The sequence below is a fragment of the Sodaliphilus pleomorphus genome (assembly GCF_009676955.1).
In the GTDB taxonomy this organism is placed as follows: domain Bacteria; phylum Bacteroidota; class Bacteroidia; order Bacteroidales; family Muribaculaceae; genus Sodaliphilus; species Sodaliphilus pleomorphus.
Genome location: NZ_CP045696.1, coordinates 960,314 through 980,382, shown reverse-complemented (window position 1 = coordinate 980,382; position 20,069 = coordinate 960,314). Strand labels below are relative to the sequence as shown.

At 57.6% G+C, this 20,069-nt stretch carries 15 protein-coding genes; 9 read left to right on the top strand and 6 right to left on the bottom strand.

Annotated elements, in window-relative coordinates; genetic code table 11:
• The first annotated feature begins 61 nt into the window (after positions 1-61).
• The 4 genes from GF423_RS04025 to GF423_RS04010 all read left to right on the top strand — a co-directional run bounded on the left by GF423_RS04025 (position 62) and on the right by GF423_RS04010 (position 10,687).
• Entirely contained in the window at positions 62-1,792 is a 1,731-nt protein-coding gene (locus tag GF423_RS04025; RefSeq protein ID WP_154327174.1) for a DUF6562 domain-containing protein, read from the top strand.
• A gap of 69 nt (positions 1,793-1,861) precedes the next feature.
• Positions 1,862-3,013 carry a hypothetical protein gene (locus GF423_RS04020; protein WP_154327173.1) on the top strand — a complete coding sequence of 384 codons (1,152 nt, stop codon included), beginning with the start codon at positions 1,862-1,864 and terminating at the stop codon, positions 3,011-3,013.
• Between the two features lie 27 nt (positions 3,014-3,040).
• Positions 3,041-4,285, top strand: coding sequence for a hypothetical protein (locus GF423_RS04015; protein WP_154327172.1), 1,245 nt, complete (start codon positions 3,041-3,043; stop codon positions 4,283-4,285).
• A 270-nt stretch (positions 4,286-4,555) separates the two neighbouring features.
• Positions 4,556-10,687 carry a GLUG motif-containing protein gene (locus GF423_RS04010; RefSeq protein WP_206113362.1) on the top strand — a complete coding sequence of 2,044 codons (6,132 nt, stop codon included), beginning with the start codon at positions 4,556-4,558 and terminating at the stop codon, positions 10,685-10,687.
• A 205-nt stretch (positions 10,688-10,892) separates the two neighbouring features.
• Here the strand turns inward: GF423_RS04010 and nhaD are convergent, their stop codons facing one another.
• The 3 genes from nhaD to GF423_RS03995 form a co-directional block, all read right to left on the bottom strand.
• Entirely contained in the window at positions 10,893-12,236 is a 1,344-nt protein-coding gene (gene nhaD, locus GF423_RS04005) for a sodium:proton antiporter NhaD (protein ID WP_154327170.1), read from the bottom strand.
• A gap of 23 nt (positions 12,237-12,259) precedes the next feature.
• Positions 12,260-12,655, bottom strand: coding sequence for a hypothetical protein (locus GF423_RS04000; RefSeq protein WP_154327169.1), 396 nt, complete (start codon positions 12,653-12,655; stop codon positions 12,260-12,262).
• 157 nt (positions 12,656-12,812) lie between these two features.
• Positions 12,813-13,232, bottom strand: coding sequence for a DUF8440 family protein (locus GF423_RS03995; protein ID WP_154327168.1), 420 nt, complete (start codon positions 13,230-13,232; stop codon positions 12,813-12,815).
• 134 nt (positions 13,233-13,366) lie between these two features.
• Between GF423_RS03995 and GF423_RS03990 the strand changes: the two genes are divergently transcribed.
• Positions 13,367-13,792 carry a 5-fold beta-flower protein gene (locus GF423_RS03990; RefSeq protein ID WP_154327167.1) on the top strand — a complete coding sequence of 142 codons (426 nt, stop codon included), beginning with the start codon at positions 13,367-13,369 and terminating at the stop codon, positions 13,790-13,792.
• Positions 13,793-13,805: 13 nt separating this feature from the next.
• On the opposite strand, the gene GF423_RS03985 is transcribed toward GF423_RS03990, so the two are convergent.
• Positions 13,806-14,624 carry a DUF6935 domain-containing protein gene (locus GF423_RS03985; RefSeq protein WP_154327166.1) on the bottom strand — a complete coding sequence of 273 codons (819 nt, stop codon included), beginning with the start codon at positions 14,622-14,624 and terminating at the stop codon, positions 13,806-13,808.
• Between the two features lie 184 nt (positions 14,625-14,808).
• Here GF423_RS03985 and GF423_RS03980 point away from each other — a divergent pair, with 184 nt between their 5' ends.
• The 4 genes from GF423_RS03980 to GF423_RS03965 are packed head-to-tail and all read left to right on the top strand — an operon-like array spanning position 14,809 to position 17,730.
• Entirely contained in the window at positions 14,809-15,360 is a 552-nt protein-coding gene (locus GF423_RS03980) for a DUF4199 domain-containing protein (RefSeq protein ID WP_154327165.1), read from the top strand.
• Between the two features lie 48 nt (positions 15,361-15,408).
• Positions 15,409-16,368, top strand: coding sequence for a glycosyltransferase family 2 protein (locus GF423_RS03975; RefSeq protein WP_154327164.1), 960 nt, complete (start codon positions 15,409-15,411; stop codon positions 16,366-16,368).
• Positions 16,334-16,837 (top strand): DUF6452 family protein, encoded by a 504-nt coding sequence (locus tag GF423_RS03970; protein ID WP_154327163.1) that lies wholly within the window; start codon positions 16,334-16,336, stop codon positions 16,835-16,837. Before GF423_RS03975 ends, GF423_RS03970 begins: the two co-directional genes overlap by 35 nt.
• A complete protein-coding gene (locus GF423_RS03965) occupies positions 16,837-17,730 on the top strand; it encodes a DUF6048 family protein (RefSeq protein ID WP_154538228.1) in 894 nt (297 codons plus the stop codon). The genes GF423_RS03970 and GF423_RS03965 overlap by 1 nt, the downstream gene beginning before the upstream one ends.
• A gap of 49 nt (positions 17,731-17,779) precedes the next feature.
• Here the strand turns inward: GF423_RS03965 and GF423_RS03960 are convergent, their stop codons facing one another.
• Positions 17,780-19,846, bottom strand: coding sequence for an outer membrane beta-barrel protein (locus GF423_RS03960; protein ID WP_154327161.1), 2,067 nt, complete (start codon positions 19,844-19,846; stop codon positions 17,780-17,782).
• Positions 19,843-20,061 (bottom strand): helix-turn-helix domain-containing protein, encoded by a 219-nt coding sequence (locus GF423_RS03955; RefSeq protein ID WP_154327160.1) that lies wholly within the window; start codon positions 20,059-20,061, stop codon positions 19,843-19,845. The genes GF423_RS03960 and GF423_RS03955 overlap by 4 nt, the downstream gene beginning before the upstream one ends.
• Positions 20,062-20,069: the final 8 nt, after the last annotated feature.

Below are 20,069 nucleotides of genomic sequence, written 5' to 3'. Positions count from 1 at the left end.
CTGCGGGGACGGGCAAGATTTGTTTTAAATTCTATACATATAAAATCATCAATTTTTCCCCATGAAAAAGTTTTTGTTTTTCAGTGCTCTGGCAGCATTGCTGCTCAGCACAGCCGCCTGCTCGAGCGATGAGCCCGCAGCGCAAGGCGACGACACCGTGACCTTCACCGTTAACCTGCAGAATGGCAACGACTCGCGTGCCATCTCCGACGGCACCAAGGCCGTCAACCTCACTGCCTTTGCCTACAAAGATGGGAAAAGGGTGCAGCAACAAACGGCCACCTTCAGCGGCCTGAAGGCCACCGTGACCTTCAAACTGGTGAAAGGCGTGAAATATGACTTCTCGTTCTGGGCACAGTCGCCCGAGGCCAAGTGCTACACGCTGAGCGACGACGGCACGAAGGTGAACATCGACTACACGCAAGCCGCCTCCAATGTCGACAACGACGACGCCTTCTATGGCGTGAAGAAGGATGTGACCGTGGGCACATCGGCCAGCGACCAGACGGTGACCATCTACCGCCCGTTTGCCCAGCTCAACTACGGCGACAACCTCGACGACTATGAGGCTGCCAAGAAAGCCGGCACCGAGGTGACCAAGACCCTGGTGACGGTGGAGAAAGCAGCCAATGTGCTCGACCTCACCACCGGCCAGGCCTCGGGCGACGTGGCCGTGACCTATGCCCTGGCCCCTGTGCCGAGCGAAAGCAAGGATCTGGTCGTCGGCGGCACCAACTACAAGTGGCTGGCTATGAACTACCTGCTCGTGCCAGGCCAGGTGCGCATGGCCGACACCCAAATCACGACCGAGAGCGGCCTCGTCACCACCACACTGGCCGTGTATGCCGGCGATACCGAGGTGAACAAGATGAGCGTGGCCAACGTGCCCGTGCAGTCCAACCACCGCACCAACATACTGGGCAACCTGTTGACCGACAAGGTGAACTTCAACGTGGTCATCGACCCCGTATTTGACAACCCCGACTACAACTACTACTATGTTGACGGCACTAACTCGCTCCAGCAGGTGATCGAAAAAATCAACAACGACCAGCCCGAGAAGGCCGTGATCATGATAAAAGGCAACACCGAGGCCGTGTGGAACCATGCTGAGTATGGCTCGATGTTTGGCAACAAGCGGGCCGGCAATACCATCGCTACCAAGAGTGTGATTGTGATAGGCGAAAACAAGAACAAGGTCACTATCACCGGCAGCGGCGTGTGGGGCATTGAGCCCAACGGCGTGGCAATGACCTTCAAGAACATCGCCCTATACGACGACACACGCTATGAGGCTGAAAATGGCAACGACGCCTGGGAGTTTGCCTATCTGGAGCTGGGCGGCGACATGAAGTTTCTGGATTGCGACATCACCGACGGTGTGATGATGACGGGCAACAATGCCACCTTCATCAACTGCAACTTTGTGGCCGACGGCAACGCCAAGCGCAAAACGCCGAGTGAAGAGTACAATCCCTGGGTGGCCAACGGCAACGCCACCTTCGACGGTTGCACCTTTACCGGCTACCGTGCGATCAAGGTGCACGAGCAGTATGGTACCAAGGTGGGCACCGTGATCGTCGACGGGTGCACCTTCAAGAATGTGACCGAGAAGCCCGGTGTAGTGTTTGGCACACTGGCAAGCGATGTGGTCGTGACCATAAAGAACTCGGCCTTCGTCAATTGCGCCGAGGGCAGCTCGTCGAAGGCCGATCGCGAGCCCTACATCTTTGAGAGCGACACCAAGCGTGACCTCTTCCACCTCACGCTCGAGAACAACACTGTGAAATAATAACTGTGTGAAAATTACAGGAGGCAGGCAAGGCCCTGTCTCCTTGTTTTGCTTTTTAAAAAAGTGAAAATGAAGAAACTTTATACTACACTATTTTCCTTGGCCCTGCTTGCCACGTCGTGGAGCACCGCTGCTGGTGCGGGCGATGTGCCGTCGCTGTCGCTCAGGAGCCTTATCCAGACGGGTACGGCCGGCGAGTTCTACACGTTGACCGACGCGCTCACGGGCGTGTATGTGTCGCCATTGTTTAAAAATGTGCTTTGGGCCAAGGACGACAACCGCTACCTCAACAAGTCGGTGCCCACCGTCGACCAGATTGCCAGCCATCATCTCTACGACGCCTACGACGCCACGCAGGACGTCACCGAGATGGACCAGAGCAACTGGGTGAAAATCGTGTTTCCCAGCGGCTATGATGCCACCCCCTTTGTTGGCCACAGGATTACCAACGTGAGCGGCCGTGTCAACATGGCGAGCACGCCCACCGGGCCGGTCGGGCTCTATATCGACGTCGAAGCCTACTTGACGCAATACGACAGCAAGGGCTACCCCGTGGTGGGCGAGGCTGTGACCGATTACGCCACCGTGTGCAACGCCTATTGCCCGGCCCACTTTGTGAAGCAAGACACGTGGTTCCTGGTCAAGCCCAAGAACTTGGAGTATGCCAAGCTGCAATATGCCGTGTGGGGCGCCGATGGCAAGTTTCATGTGCCGGCACGCAAGCAGCTCGTGGGCGGCACCTGGCAAAACGGCCACAACCTGGCGGGCAGCGTGGCTGTCGACATGCGCCTGTGGGAGGGCAACACCTGGGACGGCACCACGCTCACCATGACCGACCCCAACGACGTGTTCAACGTGCGCTGGGCCTATGATGTGGCCGTGATTGTGGAGTTCAGCACGGGCAGCAAGGTCTCGCTCGACATCGATCCGGGCTTTGACGGCGACTTCAACTACGCGCCCAGCCGCGAGGACGAGGGCTTCGACTCGGGCGACAACGGCGTGTTGCCCGACGGCTACACCAATGTAGCCGTCTACCCCCTGCGCCTGCTCTCGCCTGGCATCTCCACGGCCGTCGATGCCGTGACGGCCACTAAGACGGTGGCTGGCACGCACTACTACAACCTGCAGGGTGCCGAGAGCAACGGGCCTCACAGGGGCTTCAACCTGGTGGTCACCACCTACACCGACGGCTCGACCTCGACGGCCAAGATGATGAAATAATCGACTTAGGGTGGGGCTTTCGGTGCTATGAGCAAGGCAGGGTTGACATGGGCGGTAGTGCTCCTGGGCCTGGCGGCTTGTGTCGCTGCCAGTGCCGTGACGGTTGTTTCCACGACTGGCGGCATGACGCTTGCCCAGGACTGGAAATATACTGGCGTGTGCCCCTACGACAACGACGGGTGGGTCGACATGCGCCAGGGCTTCGGGCACAACAACCGCTTTTACATTCAAAACAAGAATGCCGGCAGCCAGTGCATTGCAGTCTACGACCAGAACGGTGCCACGGGCTTGTGCTATGCCACTGGCCTGGGCAGCAACTTCACCCACGACTGGGCCATGAACATGATTGTGCGCCTGGGTCAGTACCCGCTTGCCCTGCGAGTCGACACGCCCGAGCTCAGGCTCATCAAGGCCGATGGATCGATGGTGACCGACGTCACCCTGCCTGCCGACTGCCCGGCGCTGCGCACCGACTACTTTGGTACCGCCTCGGGCGACATTTTCTCGAGCGAGGGCGGCACGCTCATGATTACCTCGATGAACGAGGACCGCATCTATGCGATGCACTTCAAGGAGGGCAGGCTGGAGCGCCACTTCAACATCGACCACCGGTTTGTGGCTCGGTTGCAGGGCGATGCACAGCTGCACACCGGGGCCGAGGATGTGATTGAGGCTTGGCGTGCAGCCGACGGCACGACCCACTACACCTATGTGAACCCCACGCGCAACCCTGTCGACTTCATGCTCGACGACTGCGACTCGGTGACGGGCGCGCAGGCCATCGATGTGCTTCAGCTGGGCGAGCAAGTGTGCGGCACCTCGTGCGGCTTTGGCGCCTTTGCCCTTGCCGGGGCCAACTATGTGATGCTCTCGAGCAGTCCCAACTGGAACGATGGCTTCGTTGTGGCCCGCCTGGGTGCAACCGCCACTGGCGAGATCGACGGCTCAACAGTGACGGTGGTGGCTCGCCACGACAATGCGTTCACCGGCCGCACCACCCGGCTCAACTGGCTCAACGCCGAGCCCCGCGACTCGGCCAGCGTCTACATCTACCAGTGGAACCCGGGCGGTTACATCGCCCGCTACACGCTGGCCACCGAGGCCAGCGCCGTTGCCCCTGTTGCCCCTGTTGCCCCTGTTGCCACAGCGGGCAGTGTGACCTATGTGACCCCTGCGGGCCTCGTGAGCCCCACGCCCGTGCCAGGCGTCAACATCGAGGTCACGCGCTACACCGATGGCACTTGCCAGCGGGTGAAGATGCTCGCCAGGTAGGGTGGCGGGCGATGCACACGCGAGTGCGCTATTGAATAGAATCGTTACTCCAAATGTTTTTTTATTTTTTGCTTAAAATTTTTTTGTAATTAACAGAAAAATGTGATACTTTTGCGATAATTCAGTTATGAGTATATTAAATTGTTAAATTACTGAAAGCATTAACCAAGTCGGCTGGCAACTGGGTAGCGTGTCTAAAAACGGGGGTGCGCGCCGTCCAATCCGGCAGGCTGAACTATAAAAATCAATCCCCCCATGTAAAAAATGCTTATGAGAAAAGTCACTACCTTGCTTCTGCTTTTTGGAGCAATGGCAACATCGATGGCTTGGGCTCAGAACGTTGATCTCGCTGCGGTCGACATGCAGAAGGGCGGGCAAGAGCTCGACCCCGCTGCTGTGCAGGTATCGGGCGATGCTCAACAGGCTACTGTGGTCAAGAATGCGGTGTTGAAGCCTGGTGCTATCACCCGGCACCCGGCACGCAAGGCGACCCGCAAGCGGGCTGTTGCCAGCGTGACCGACCTGGCGGGTAAAGGCGTGATGACCTACGGATCGCTCATCTCCACCAACGGCGCCGGAGGCAGCTCGACCGAGATTTCGCCTGTGGGCAACGACTCGATCTTGATTTCCAACTTCTGGCTGGGCGGTGTGAACGTGAAAGCAGGCGTCAACCTGACCCAGAAGACGATTTCGATTCCGAGCCAGTATGCCTACACCCACAACACCTACGGCGAGATGGACCTGGCCACAGTCACCAGCGCAGCCGAGCCCGACTACGACACGCCCATCACGGGTACGATCGACGACAACGGCACCATCACGCTCGACGGCATGTGGGCCATCTTTGTGAAGAGCGGTAAAAATGCTGGCAACATCTTGTATGCCGGCTACGATACCGAGATAGAGAAAGCCAACGGCCAGATGCGCGTCAAGTACATCAACGATGCGAGCGACACCACCTATTATGATTGGAACGTGGTGGTGGCCCAGACGGGCAAGAACCTGGTCACGGTGAAAAACTTCGGCAACCACGGCAAGACCATCGAGGTCGTGCTCAAGGCCGATTCCACGCTCTCCATCGACCAGCAACTCGTGTTTGAGGGCGGCTCCACGATGGGCAACTTCTACACCCTGCCGGCCGACTGGTCGACGGGCAAGACCACTGGCTCCACCATCGTGGGCAAGGTGAACGGCAACCAGCTCAGCTGGGGCAACTGGATCATGCTGAGCACCAACAAGTACTACACGGGCAAGTTGCTCGACGGCACCGTCACTGCCAACTTCGACTTTGCAATCCCGCAACTCGTTGTCACCGAGTGGCAAGGCGAGGGCACCGAGGCCAACCCGTGGAAAATCAAGACCCTCGACGACCTCATCCTGCTGGCCGACAAGGTGAACAACGATCCCGACCAGACCTATGGCGGTCCCTACACGTTCCACACCAAGTCGTTCAACGGCAAGTACTTCAGAGTGGAGAACGACATCGACATGTCGGGCTATCGCTTCACCCCGATAGGCAACGCCTGGACCCAGCGCTTCTCGGGTACCTTCGACGGCAACGGCCACACCCTCACGGGCTTGAACGTGAACACGGGCGTCAAGGGCTATGCCGGCCTCTTCGGCTGTGCCGACACGGCCAGTGTGATTAAGAACCTGACCCTTAAAAATGTAAAAGTTTCCTCGATGTACTATTATACAGCCGGTGTAGTGGGCTACCAAGACCACGGCAACATCGAGAACTGCCACGTGACGGGCACCATCACCAGCGAGGGCATTGGCTCGGGCGGCATCGTGGCCCTGGGCAACAATGTGAAGAACTCAACCTTTGAGGGTACCATCGCCAGCACAGGCGGCATCAATGGCGGCATCGCCGGCGAGACCTACGGTCACATCGACAACTGCTGGGCCAAGGGCACAGTGAAAGCTGCAGGCCCCACCGACACCTACACGGCCGGTGGCATTGTGGGCACGGCTTACAATGCCGACGCCAAGGTCACCAACTGCTACTTCACCGGCACCGTCGACGGCTCTACCCACAGCAACCTCTATCTGGGCGGCGTTGTGGGCCAGGTGTATAAAGGCACAGTCGACGGCTGCTTTGCAGTGGCCAATGTCTACGGCTTCGACTCGAAGTCGGGTGTGGGCGGCGTCGTGGGCGTGCTGCAAGGCACCGTGCTCAACAGCTATGCCACGGGCCACGTGCGCTCGACCTCGTCGCGCCAGTGTGGCGGCATCACCGGTTTGTTGAAGCCGTATGTCAACTCGACTGCCCAAGGCAACGACACTGTGCAGTCGACCGTGAAGAACTGCTACTTTACCGGCCGTCTCAATGCCGAGACCTACCAGTATGTGCCCGAAACCGAAGTGCGTGAGACGCTGGGCACCATCGAAGCTGGCTCGTCGCCCACGGTCGAGAATGTGTACTTCGACCAGCAGATGGTCGACCTCAAGAGCCAGCACTACCGCGTGCTCACCAGCGACCTCACCAGCGCCAACGGCCCCAAGGGCTTCCCGGCCGACAAGTGGACGTTCACTCAGAACTTCTATCCACGCCTCAAGGGCATCGACGACAACGCCGTGGCTCAACAAGGCGCCTCGGTGCTGAAGCTCGACGCCGACTTCCCCGACAATGCCAACTATGTGGCCAACAACGCCACCTTCTACCTGCTGGGCAACAGCGTGGCCAAGGTGTATGAGGGCGGGAAGCTCTCCGACAAGGGCGCCAATGTGACCATCGAGGGCACCACCCTCAAGCTCAACGGCACCTTCGGCACCGATACCCTGGTCATCTACAACCCCAACGACATGGCCATCACTCCGCGCCTCTTTGTGCTCAAGGTTGCCCCGCGCTTCTTCGAGGGCACGGGCAAGAAGGAGTCTCCATTCCTGATTAAGAACAAGGCCGACCTCATCAAGCTGAGCGAACTCACTACCAAGGTGGGCCAGTACTATCCTGGTGTATACTTCTTGCAGACGGCCGACATCGACCTGGAGAAAGATACCGCCTTTGTGGGCATCTGCAACCAAATCACCAACTACACCTATTCTCGTTTTGCCGGCACCTACGACGGCGGCGGCCATGCCATCCACAACATGAAACTCGAGTATGTGCAGTGGAAAGACCACCCGCAGGGCGAGCCTGAAACGGGCAATGGCACCAAGAGCTGCATCTACAAGGGCTTCATAGGCCAGACCGACGCCATGGGCGTGGTCAAGAACCTCACCCTGGCTGCCGACTGCCAAATCGAGCTGTGGGGCTTTGCCGGCGGCTTTGTGGGCTACAACTGGGGTACTGTCGACAACTGCCGCAACTATGCCACCATATATGGCTATAGCGGCACTGTGGGCGGCATCGTGGGTAGCAACTGCAAGGGCGCAGTGGTGAAGAACTCGCTCAATGCCGGCAACGTCTACACGGGCTTCACTACCGTGGGCGGCATCTCGGGTACCAATGGCGGAACTATCGAGAATTGCGAGAATGTGGGCAATGTCGAGGCCAAGGTGCTCTCCGACTTTGTCAAGGAGTCGCGCATCCACATAGCTGGCGGCATCTCGGGCTCTTCGTCGGGCGGCGTGTTCCGCAATGTGGTCAACGCCGGCCTCGTGAGCGCTCCCCGCAATGTGGGCGGCCTCGTGGGCTCGATAAGCGGTACCATCAAGAGCGATGGCTGCAACGACATCTACCAGGGCCTGAACTACGGCACCATTCTCACTCAAGACTTGACAACCACAGGCAATATAGGTGGTAATGGGTATGCCAGCATAGGCACCTATGAGCATTGCTACTACGACAAGCAGGCTACCGGCCTCCAGGCTGCTGCCAACGACGGCATGCCGGGCGCCGAGGCTGTGCCCACCGCCACGCTCACCAGTGGCAAGGCACTTGCCGGCTATGCCGACAGCTTGTGGCTCTTCAGCAAGGGTAGGTACCCCATGCTCAAGAGCTTTGTCAACGACGCCGTAGCTGTTGAGGCCGCTCAAGTGGTGCTGACTGCTGCCGACGGCGAAACTGTGAAGCAGATGCAGCACAACGCCACCCTGAGCAACGTGCAGGGCACAACCTGGAAGTTGGCTCAAGGCAAGGCCTTCGCTATCGACGGCACCACACTCAAGGTGCCGGCCACCTCGTCGCTGGTGGGCGACACGCTCACGGCCACGCTGGGCGGCTTCACCCGTCCTTACCTGTTGCAGGCTGTGTCGCCAGTGCCACTGGCAGGCAGCGGCACCCAGGCCGATCCTTACCAGATTCACAGCGCTGGCGAGTGGAATGCATTTGCCCAGTACATGGCTGCAACCACCAATCCATTTGAAGGCCAGTATGTGAAGATCATGAACGACATCGACTTTGGCGACACCACCTTTGTGGCTATCGCCTACGACGGTGTCACCTCGTTCAACGGCACACTCGACGGCGCCCGTCACACGGTGAAGGGCATCAAGTATACTCCCAAAGCCAGCTACCAGGGCGCTATCGCCCTCATCGGTGCCAAGGCTACAGTCAACGACCTCACTCTTGAGGGCACGGTGACCTCGGCCAAGACCTACACCGGCGGCTTCTCGGGCAAAATGAAGGGCGTGCTCAACAACTGTGTGAACAATGTGGCTGTGACCACCACCGCTGCCAGCACGGGCGGCTTTGCTGCCTATGCCTACAAGAATGCCGTGTTCAACAACTGCGAGAACAAGGCCGCAGTGTCGAGCAGCAAGGACGCCGTGGCAGGCTTTGCCGCCAACGCCGAGGATGATGTATATTTCAACAATAGCGTCAACAGCGGCAAGGTTGCCTACACCGGTACCTCGACCTCGGCCCGCAACGTGGCAGGCTTTGTGGCCGTGGGCAACGGCAGCCACTACTATGCTTGCCTCAACAAGGGCGAGATTGCAGCCGGCAAGGCTGCCCAGGTAGCCGGTATTCAGGCCTACAGCAACTCGGCCAGCACCGTCTACTTCGTCTCGACCGGCAACGAGGGTGCTCTCTCGGGTGCATCGTCGGTTGCAGGCCTCATAGGCTACACGTCGAAGAACAAGGCTCCGCTCTACATCGACAGCTGCTACAATGTGGCCGACATCAACACCACGTTGAAGACCACCTATGCCACCGCCGGCCTCGTGGGTTGCCTCACTCCCGGCAGCCGCGTGATGAACAGCTACAACACGGGCACGATTACGGCCGATGCAAGTATCTACAACGGCAATATCTTCGGCTATAGCGAGGATGCCAAGTCGGAGGCCGAGCGCAGCTATGTCACCAACTGCTACAACACGGGCGGCATCATTGCCACCAACTATGCAGCTGGCATAGGCGGCCGCATCCCGGCCTATTGCACCATCGACAGTTGCTACAATACCGGCGAGATAACCGCCACCTTTGGCGCCTCGGGCATTGGCAACATCATGGGCAACTATGTTGTGATCCAGAACTCTTGGAACTCGGGCAACTGCCAGACTTCTAAGCAGGGCGCTGGCGGCATCAACGGCTATGGCAACTATATCGCCCACGTGGTGAACTGCTTCAACACGGGCAACATAGGCAGCTATGCCGCTGGCAGCTACAACGTGGGCGGCCTGGGCGGACAGTCGATGGCTACCTACATCAACTGCTACAACCGCGGTGTCGTGAACGGCACCAAGGGGGTGGGCGGCCTCGTGGGCCAGAGCTCGCGTGGCAACGCTACAAGACTCGGCACCAGCTTCTACAACTGCTACAATGCCGGCCGCGTGATACCTGGCGACACCACCAGCGGCAACATCGTGGGCACCGTTACGCCTGCAAATTGGGACTCGACCAATGTGGTTGAGAACACCTACTATGTGACCGATTTCGGCACCTTTGCCCAAGACACGATCCAGGCTACGCCTATTAGCGTCAAGCAGCTTGCTGCACTCACCGAGTTTGCGCCGTCTCCTACCGCTGTTGCAACCAGCGGCGTCGATGCAGCTGCCGGCTGGGATGCTCTCGATGAGTTCAGCTTCCCGGTGATACCTGGCTTCACAAGCAACGACTGCGCGCGCGCCTATGCTGCCGCAGTGGTGCTCACCAACGACAACGACACCTACGGTGGCGTGGCGAGCACAATGATGCTGGGCACCCCCGATGGAGTGACCTGGACCTCGAGCAACGATGCACTCACCATCACCGGCAACGAGGCCGTGCACAAGGCTGGAGCCCAAGGTGTGGTGCTCACTGCCACCTGCGGCCAGTTTAGCGCCCCATGGACGGTTGACTTGCTCGAAGGCACCGGCGTGACCGACGTGCACAATGCCAACCAAATCGTGAAGACGGTGTACTACAACGTGGCTGGTATCGAGGTTCCTGCCTCCAATGTTGAGAGCGGTCAAGTCTACATCGAGGTCAACACCTACAGCGATGGCACGACTCGCTCGACCAAGGTGAGGAAGTGATTTCAACTCAAGGGAAAAGCACATCTAAACTCCCTTAATAAATGAAGAGGTGGCAATGCTGTGACGGCGTTGCCACTTCTTTGTTTCTGGCTGTGTCGTGCAAGCCGCCGTGTGCGACACAATGAAACCGCCCGGCAATCGTCGCGACTGCCGGGCGGTTGTGCCCGGGGCAGCCCCGGGCCGAAAAAGTAAGATGCTTATATATTTAGAAGATGAATGTGCGTAGCAGGAAATAGCTGAATATGCCGGCAATGTAGCCCAGGAAGGCGATCCAGCTGATGTGCTTCATGTACCATCCGAAGCTTATCTTCTCGAGTCCCATGGCCACGACGCCGGCGGCACTGCCAATGATGAGCATCGAGCCGCCCACGCCGGCGCAGTAGGCCAGCAGCTGCCAGAAGATGCCGTCGACGGCAAAGTCGCCCGTGGCCGCCAGCGGATACATGCCCATGCAGCCTGCCACCAGGGGCACATTGTCGACAATGCTCGATATCACGCCTATGGTGCCGGTCACGATATAGTGGTTGCCACCCGACACCTGGTTGAGCCACTTGCCCACGGCGCCCAGCACGCCCACCTCTTCAAGGCAGCTCACGGCCATGAGTATGCCCAGGAAGAACAGAATGGTGCTCATGTCGATCTTGGAGAGCACGTTGCTCACGCGCTTGTTCATGGATCCTTTCTCCTCCTTGCCGCGCAGGTGGCGGTAGAAGAGCTCGGTGGTGACCCACAGCAGGGCAAGCACGAGCAGGATGCCCACAAAGGGGGGCAGGTTGGTGAGATAGCGGAAGATGGGCACAAATATCAAGCCGCCCACACCCAGGAAGAAGATGACCTTGCGCTGCCTGTCGGTGAAGGCGTTGCTCTCGCTGTTCACCGCTGGCCCGCCGGCAGCGGCCAGCTTGCCGTGCAGCGAAAATTGCAGGATGATGGCTGGCACCACGATGGCAATGACCGAGGGAATGAATATCTCCTTGATGACGCCGGCCGAGGTGATGAGGCTCTTGTTCCACAGCATGATGGTGGTCACGTCGCCTATGGGCGAGAATGCACCGCCGGCATTGGCAGCAATCACCACCAGCGAGGCGTAGATGAGACGGTCGTTGTGGTCGGCCACCAGCTTGCGCAGCACCATGATCATGACGATGGTGGTGGTCATGTTGTCGAGTATGGCGCTCAGAAAAAAGGCCATGAATGAAATCTTCCACAGCAGGGCGCGCTTCGACTCGGTGTGCAATGCCTTGCGCACAAAGTTGAAGCCGCCGTTCTGGTCCACAATCTCGACAATGGTCATTGCGCCCATCAGGAAAAACAGTGTGGTCGATGTGCTGCCCAGGTGGGCTTCGATGATGGAGTTGACCTTGCCCAGAATCTCGGCAGCGGCTGTGCCGGGCAGGTAGCTGGCCGGGTCGACCATGTAGAGTGCCCAGCAGGCAACAAACATGAGCAGGGCCACGGCCGCTTTGTTCACTTTAGTCACGCTTTCAAGGGCTATGCAGGCATAACCGATGACAAACACGACTACAATTGCAATTGTTAATGTTGACATTTTCTTTTATTGGTGGTTAATAGTTAAAATAGCTTGGCTATGAGCTGGGCGGCATGGCCCGTGTAGATTTTCACCTCGCTCAGGGGCTTGAAGACGAGGTCGGCAAAGGTGAACAGCTGCAAGGCGGCAAACTGGTGGTCGCGACTCAGGCACAGCTCAAGGTGATTGTTGCCTATCTGTGTGGGCGCGATGCTTGTGGCGCTGTCCAGCTTCTTGTCGAGTTCCTGGGGCTGGCAGGCCATCACGTCGAGCAGCTTGCGGCCCATGTCGGCCGTGTAGTCGAGCACCTGTGCTGCGATGGGGCTGCCAGTGGGGCGGTAGATGGCTTTGGAGCCCAGGCCCATGAAGCCTTTGCGATATTCTACATTGGGGTTGGAGAGGACCGTGTCGGCCATCTGGAGATTTTTTATACTTGCCATGATTGTTGTGTTGTTGAGTATCTTTTGTTGATGTTGAGTGTGAATTGGTTTTGCTCGCCGGGCCCTTGCCTGCCGCAAGTGTGCGACATGACGCTGGCCCGCGGGGCGGGAGAAGAGGGTGGCACCAGGGGGTGCCTTGCTCAAAAGATACTGGTGGCTAACACAACAAGCGCCTCAGGGCAATTACATAGTAGTCGCTGGCCGAGGACGTGCTGAATGGCGCTGTCTCGCCTCGAGACAGCCGTGACATGCCTGTAGTGACATGTGTTGAGGTCGAGAGTGCGCTCTGGCCCGTGACGCGTGCACTGCGGGCGCAGCTGCCTGAGAGCGTGCGTTGCGGGCGGCTGTTGCATATGCGCATGATGTTTTGCGACTCGGCAATCACCGTGCCCGTGGCCTCGCGGTCGATAGGGTTGTGGTCGCGCAGCTGGCCTGGCTGGTGCTTGTGTTGCGACTCGCCGTTGTGGGTGTTGCTCTCAATTTGGGCACATACGGGGGTCGTCATGTGCTTCTCGGTGCCCAAGTAGCTGAGCACGAGCGCAAGCATGACTGTGAATATGTACAATGCCCGTTTCATCTTCAAAACACTGTGCAAAAGTAGCGCAAAATATAAATTATTCAAAATTATGGCGGTGAAATGTGGACCCGCTTTAAACATAATTGATGTTTGGCTGTCACAATATAATAAGAACAATGTTTTATACACATGCTATGAAAAAGATTATTGCAATGCTTGTGCTCGCGGCCGCTCTTGTGTGTGGCTCTGTTGCCGTCTCGGGACAGACGGTGCGCGATGCTATGGGAACAAACAAAGGCCGGATAGAGCGCAGTGGCACGGTGCGCGACGGTCAGGGCCGCTACCTGGGCAGGATAGACAGCGACGGCACGGTGCGCGATGACTGTGGGCGCTGTGTGGGCCGCATCGGCAGCGATGGCACGGTGCGCGACAGCCAGGGCCGCTACTTGGGCAAGCTGGGGCACGACCGCGTGGCCCGCGACGGCCAGGGCCGCTACCTGGGCAGGATGGATAGCGACGGCACGGTGCGCGACAGCCTGGGGCGCTGCTTGGGCAAGCTCTCGGCCTCCAACCGGCGCAGCGCCGCGCTGTTGTTCTTCTTTGATTTCTTCGACCTGTAGCCTCGTGTGCGCGTCACTGCAACGGCGCCGTGCTCGTGCCGGCCTGGGGCTTGAGGCAGGGAGCGACAAGCGATTCACAATCCTGTACCTTGTAGAGGCTGTGGGGAGTTTTGCACACTGCAACCGTGCGCCGGTGCTCTTGCCAGCCCTTGCTGTTGAGGTCGATATAGAGCGTGTAGCTGTCGCCCGTCTTCACATTCACGCGGTCGCTGGCGTTGAACTCTACAGTGTAGGGGGTGTTTGGCCGGTAGCCGTTGGCCTGACCGGCGCCCTTGAGGCAGGCTGCCGCCTGGTAGGCCGGCAGGCCGCTTGAGCAAGCCTCGAGCACCTGCTGTGCGCATTGCGGCGTGGCGATGAGCCTGATGCATCTCTCGCCCAGTGCTGGGTCGCGCTCGTAGATGGCCAGGGCCATCACCATCATGCTTGCCGCACCCTGGGCACTTGTGCCCAGAAAACGGGTGTAGAGGCTGTCGCACTCCTCGTAGCTTGTGGGCACGTGGCTGAAGCTCACGCATCCCGTGGCTGTGCGGTCGTACTGCTCGGGCTTGAAGTCGCCCAGCGAGGTGTAGCTGTGGCCGTTGACGGTGGTCTCGTCAACGTTCATTACCGCCTGCTTGGTCTTCTGTATGCCAGTGGCCACGGCGTTTTCCACCTTGCTCAGTGGCTTGCCGCTGTCGTCGACGGCGTCTTTCACTTTGGTCTTGACTTGCGAGGCTGTGCTGGCGACGGCCTGCTTGGCTTTTTTAACAAGTCTGTTGACGTTAAGCTGGGCTTGGGCCGATCCGCCTGCAAGCAGCAGGCAAGCCAGGGTGGCGACTATCGTTTTTCTCATTGTCATGTTTGCGTTCGATGTGAGCATGTGTGAAATGTGTTGATCTATCTTATCAACGTTGAGGTGGCTCTTTTATTTCACACCCCACCGGCTTTGTGCCGAGCGCCAAAAGCCGAAAAAATCGCTTTTCATTTTGTAGTGCTTCTTAATTGAAGTATCTTTGTAGAGTTGTAAAAGCGCATCGATGGCTGAAACCTACATAAGCTTGTATCGCCGTGCGGCCAACGACGGAGTGCCCATGGGTATCTTCATGAGTGTGATGGCTGCCGCCCTCATCTATGCCGACCGCCTGCCCTGGCTGGTGGTCGTGGTCATGGCCATGCTGCTCATGCTGCCGTGCATGCTCTACTACTTTCAACGCAAGATGTTTGTCGCCGAGTATGGCTTCACCGAGTATTCGGGTCTGTGGATGCTGGGCATCCTCATCATGATATGCGCCTCGCTCATCACCGGGCTGGTCACCTGGGCGATATTCCAATTTGTGCGGCCAGGCTACTTCTACGAGATGGCCCAGCGAGGCATAGCCTTCTACAACGCAGCGGGCGACCCGCAGTCGCGCGAGACGGCGGCCATGCTCACCCGTGTGGTGAGCGGCAACATGCTGCCGCGGCCCATCGAGATGGTGTTTTCGGCATTCTGGCTATGGTCGTTTGTGGGCAGCCTCTTGAGCGCCGTTGTGGCTTTGGTGGTCAAGAAGGTGCCGCTTGGGCAGCAACTGGACCACCGCGCCGAGTGATGTTTTTTTTTTTGAAAACAGACAGTATCAATATCATAATATTATATAATGGATATATCAGTAGTAGTTCCCTTGTACAATGAGGCCGAGTCGCTTCCCGAGCTGGCCCAGTGGATCGAGCGCGTGATGAAGGAAAACAACTTCAGCTACGAGGTGCTCATGATCAACGACGGCAGCACCGACGGCTCGTGGCAAGTGATAGAGCAGCTGCATGAGAAAAACAAGTGCATCAAGGGGGTGTGCTTCCGCCGCAACTACGGCAAGTCGCCTGCCCTGAACACGGGCTTCCAGCGTGCACAGGGCGACGTGGTCATCACCATGGACGCCGACTTGCAGGACAGCCCCGACGAGATCCCCGGCCTCTACAAGATGATCACCCAAGAAGGCTACGACCTGGTGAGCGGATGGAAAAAGAAACGCTACGACCCCAAGTCGAAGACCATACCCACCAAGCTCTTCAACGCCACGGCGCGCTGGGTGAGCGGCATCCACAACCTGCACGACTTCAACTGCGGGCTCAAGGCCTACCGCCGCGAGGTGGTGAAGCACATCGAGGTGTATGCCGACATGCACCGCTACATTCCCTACCTGGCCAAGAATGCAGGTTTCACCCGCATAGGCGAGCGGGTGGTGCACCACCAGGCCCGCAAGTATGGCTCGTCAAAGTTTGGCCTCGACCGCTTTGTGAACGGCTATCTCGACCTGCTCACGCTGTGGTTCCTCACCAAGTTTGGCAAGAAACCCATGCACTTCTTTGGGCTCATGGGCTCGCTCATGTTTCTGCTGGGCTTTGTGGCAGTGCTCGTGCTGCTCATCCTCAAGCTGTACTACTTGCACACCGAGCATCCCTTCTTTGTGAGCGACTCGCTCTACTTCTACATTGCGCTCACCTGCATGGTGCTGGGCACTCAGCTCTTCATGTCGGGCTTCCTGGGCGAACTCTTGATCAGGCATTCTTCCGACCGCAACCATTATGAGATATCACAAGAAATCGGGCTTGACCAGTAGCTTGCTTACTGCCACATTGCTGGCGGCCTGCATCGCGTGCATGGGCTCGTGCACGAGCGACGGCTGCTACGACAACGGCAGCGCCGTGCCGCTGGCCAAGTTCTACAACAGTGGCACGGGCGCCCTTGCCACGGTCGACAGCCTCACGGTGCGCGGCCTGGGTGCTCCAGGCGACAGCGTGCTGGCTGCCGGGCAAAGTGTGAGCCAGCTCTACCTGCCCCTGCGCTCTACGGTGCAGCAGTCGCAATTTGTGTTTTCCTACAAGAGCAGCCTCGCTGTTGCCCCCGACACGGTCACACTGGCCTGCCAGGCGGTGCCCACCTTTGTCTCGCGCGACTGCGGAGCCATGTTTTTCTTCGACATCTCACGCGTTGACTATACAACTCACCGCATCGACTCGGTGGTTGTCGTTTATCCCCACATCACCAACCAAGACCGCACGTCGATAAAAATCTTTATGAAAAATTGATGAAGTTCAGGCTCTATATGATTGCAGTCGTTGTGCTGCTCACCAGCTTTGCGCTCGAGGCACAGGACGCTGGCCAGCGCCACGTGACGCCGGTGAAACCCAGCACCAACAAGGTGCTGCGCCCCGCCAAGGGCACCAAGGAGGAGGTGGTGCAGGACTACCTGAGCGGCGACACGGCTGCCGCCCGTGCCCGGCTGCGCCGCGACTCGCTCAAGCGCGTGTATCCGCGCTACCCCAAGCTCACCGATGTGACGGTGGGGGTTAACATCCTCGACCCGGTGCTCAAGCTCTTTGGCCAGAAGTACTGTAGCTTCGACGTGAGTGCCACGCTCAACATGTGGAACCGCTTGCAGCCGGTGCTCGAGCTGGGACTGGGCTATGCCAAGGATAGGCCCGACGACATGAACTTTACCTACAAGGGCAAGCTCTCGCCCTATGTGCGCCTGGGGGCCAACTACAACATGATGTTTAAGAGCGACCCGCGCTACCAAGTGGTGCTGGGGCTGCGCATGGGCTACTCAACGTTCAACTACGACATCACGGCCATCGACTACTCCAATCCCTACTGGGGCGAGAACTACACCTTTGCCATCAAGGACCAAAGCAGCCATGCCTTGTGGGGCGAGTTCCTTGCTGGCCTGCGCGTGAACGTGTGGCGCAACATCTCGGCAGGGTGGCAAGTGAAGTACCAGGGCATATTCAACTACAAGAAAAACTCCAGTTCGCGCCCTTGGTATGTGCCCGGCTTCGGGCCGCGCGACCGCCGGTGGGGTTTCTCGTTCAGCCTCTACTACACCATCCCGCTGCAGGGCGACAAGTGGCCCAAAAAACAGAACAAACAGCCGCAGCAGCCTGCCACGCCTGGCGGCACGGCGATAGGTGAGGGCAAGTAGGCACACAATTCCCCTGTCGGGGCCGAGAAGGAATGTGGAATTCTGTCTCCTATTTCCGGAACCGTGACGTGTCGACGGTTTTTCCTTTTTTTGCCTTATAGCCACCGAGTTTTACAGTGAGTGAAATGCCGAGCTGGCGATAACAGCCGAAGTTCATGTGGAGCCACTGCCCCTTGTAATCTATGTGAGGGTTGATGGCCGATGTCTTGAAAACATCATTGCAAAACACATGAATGGTGGCACGCTTGTGCCAAAACTGCCAGTTCACTCCCAAGTCGAGGTTGCCTGACCCTGGCATGTCGTAGATTGCCTGGTGTGCCTTGCTGCGCACCATGCCGTCGACTGTCATTGTCAAGCCATGCTTGGAGCTAAGGGTCACAACATTGCTCATCTTGGCTATCCCCATGATTATTGAGCGATCGAACGGAATGTCGTAGTAGTCGTCACACTTCTCACGCATCCACACGCCTGTGAGCGTGAGACGGGAATCGAGCCAAGAGCCAAACTTGTGTGACAATACAGCCTGAAGTCCTGCTTGCTGCTGATAGTTCAAATTCAAAACCTTGTAAGTTTTTACGAGTTGATCGGGACGCATGTAGGGTGTCTGTACAAAATAGTTGTCCACATGATTGAAAAAAGCCACAAATTGATGTTTGTTTTTCAGCACCCATATCAGGTTGGCAGCCCACTGCTTGGCTGGCTTTATATAGGGGTTGCCCGTAATTTCATCATATCCGCCATTGCTATAAACGGTAAAGTTGTTCATTGCCCAATATTCAGGATACTCTCGTTCTGTTGCCAGGCTGAGTACCCACACGTTTGAAGGATTGGGCACATAGGTTAGATTGATTGTGGGATACAGGTTCCACTCATGCCATTGTGGGGAATGATAGTACTCGGCAGCCAGCGAGGCATCAAGGACAAGACGGTTGTTCCAATTCTTGCCAAAACCGGCATACACATTAAACACGTCTTCGGTTTGGCGCAGGTAGCTTATTCTGCTTGACTGGCGATAGGCCTGCCGGCTGTGGTTGACCGCCTGCTTGTACCATGCGCCATAGTCCAAGTTCCAGTCGTTTTTCAGCTGGTGCTCTTGCGACAGGTAGTAGCGCCACGTGTTTACACGCTGGTCGTTTTCAACTGTGAAGCTAAGGCTTTGGGTGGGTGTGGTGCTGCTCAGGTGTTGATTTTCAGGGTCATGGTAGTAGGTTGTTTCTATTCCTGCCTTGAGGCCAAAGTGAGCCTGATAGTCGAGACGGGCATTGTGAAGCCAGGTGCGGTGGTTGGAGAGCGTGTAGCCATATATGCTCCCGGTATACAATTGGTCGATGTCTCTGTGGTTGTAGCTCCCTTGATAGGAGAACGATATGTTGTGATTGTCGGCAAAGTCGTATTCTGCACTTATGCGGTAGTCGTGACCGAACAGCTTGGTAGAGCGCTGTTCTGCGTTTTTTATATCGTAAACATTACCATCGTTGAGCTTGTGGTGGGTTTCTTGTTCGGTAAGCTGGTAGTCCTTGCCATGACTGTGAAGATACATGGCGTCGAGGGAAAACTTGCCTCTGTTATAAAGCACCGAGGCTCGCTCGCCATACTTGGCATTGTGCTGCATGTTGCAGGCAACAACACCCTCTCCTTCAAGCGGGGCACCGCTCGAGGTCTCTTTCCTTAACCGTATGTTTATTAAGGCACCTCGCACTTGTGTCTTGGCTGGTGCCGAATACATCACGTCGGCTTTCTCAATTCGGCTTGCCGGCAGGCTCTTCAGTAGCCGGGCCACCTGCTCGCTTGTGAGCGAGAGCACTTTCCCGTTCAGCGAGATGGTGACATCTCGGTTGGCCAGTTGAAATGTTTCACCCGTCTCGGTCACTCCAGGTAGTTCTTTGATGGCATCATAGATATTGCTAACTCCCTTTTTCTCAATCAGCCGAGGCAAATCGTAGGTTATAGCGCTGCCATGCACAACGGCTATGGGGCGCTCGCCCTCGACAAGCACGTCGGGCAGGGTTTGGGCAATGCTGTCGACCGAGACAGAATCGCTCTCGCCTTGAGCCCAGCACTCGCTTGAGCCGAAAAGCAAGAGACAAAAAGCGATGTGTAGTGCGTGGGCTGTCATGGCTGTGCTTCGTTGTCGCTTCTATATTCCAGAATGTCGCCAGGCTCACAGCCGAGCACGTGGCATATTGCGTTGAGTGTTGAAAACCGTATTGCCTTGGCTTTACCGGTCTTCAGTATCGACAGGTTGGCTGTGGTTATGCCCACGAGTTTCGAAAGCTCGTTCAACGACACTTTTCGCTTTGCCATCACGACGTCCAAATTTACTATGATCATATCGCGTG